The sequence below is a fragment of the Peribacillus sp. SIMBA_075 genome, assembly GCF_046534585.1.
This window is the reverse complement of record NZ_JAWRYN010000272.1, coordinates 1-335: the sequence shown is the minus strand read 5'-3', so window position 1 is coordinate 335 and position 335 is coordinate 1. Positions and strand designations below refer to the sequence as shown.

1 pseudogene is annotated in these 335 nt (G+C 36.4%); it reads right to left on the bottom strand.

The window, feature by feature from the left end:
- A pseudogene (locus SB775_RS28205) lies at positions 1-335 on the bottom strand (stage II sporulation protein E); the annotation flags it as partial.

The following is a 335-nucleotide window of genomic DNA, read 5'->3' as shown; positions in this document are numbered from 1 at the left end:
AGCAAATACATTGGCAAATTGATTAATTTTATTCGCTGTAACATCACGCATCCTTCTTAAATACTGTTGTTGATCTTGCGAATGTTCCTGTGTGCCTGGCATGAATTTAGCAATACGATCCATAACAAGTTTCGGTGTTAATAAGAAGAACACAATCGCCACACCAGATTCAATTAAAGTTGTCACAATGTTTGTTTGCTTATCTACATATAGCGTAATCAAGCTTGTCCCAATTAATAAACCTAAACTAACACCTAAACGCTTCCCTTCTTTTAACAAACCACCAAGCAACCCAGAAAAAGCAAGTAGACTAAGTTGAGACAAACTGGAGACAT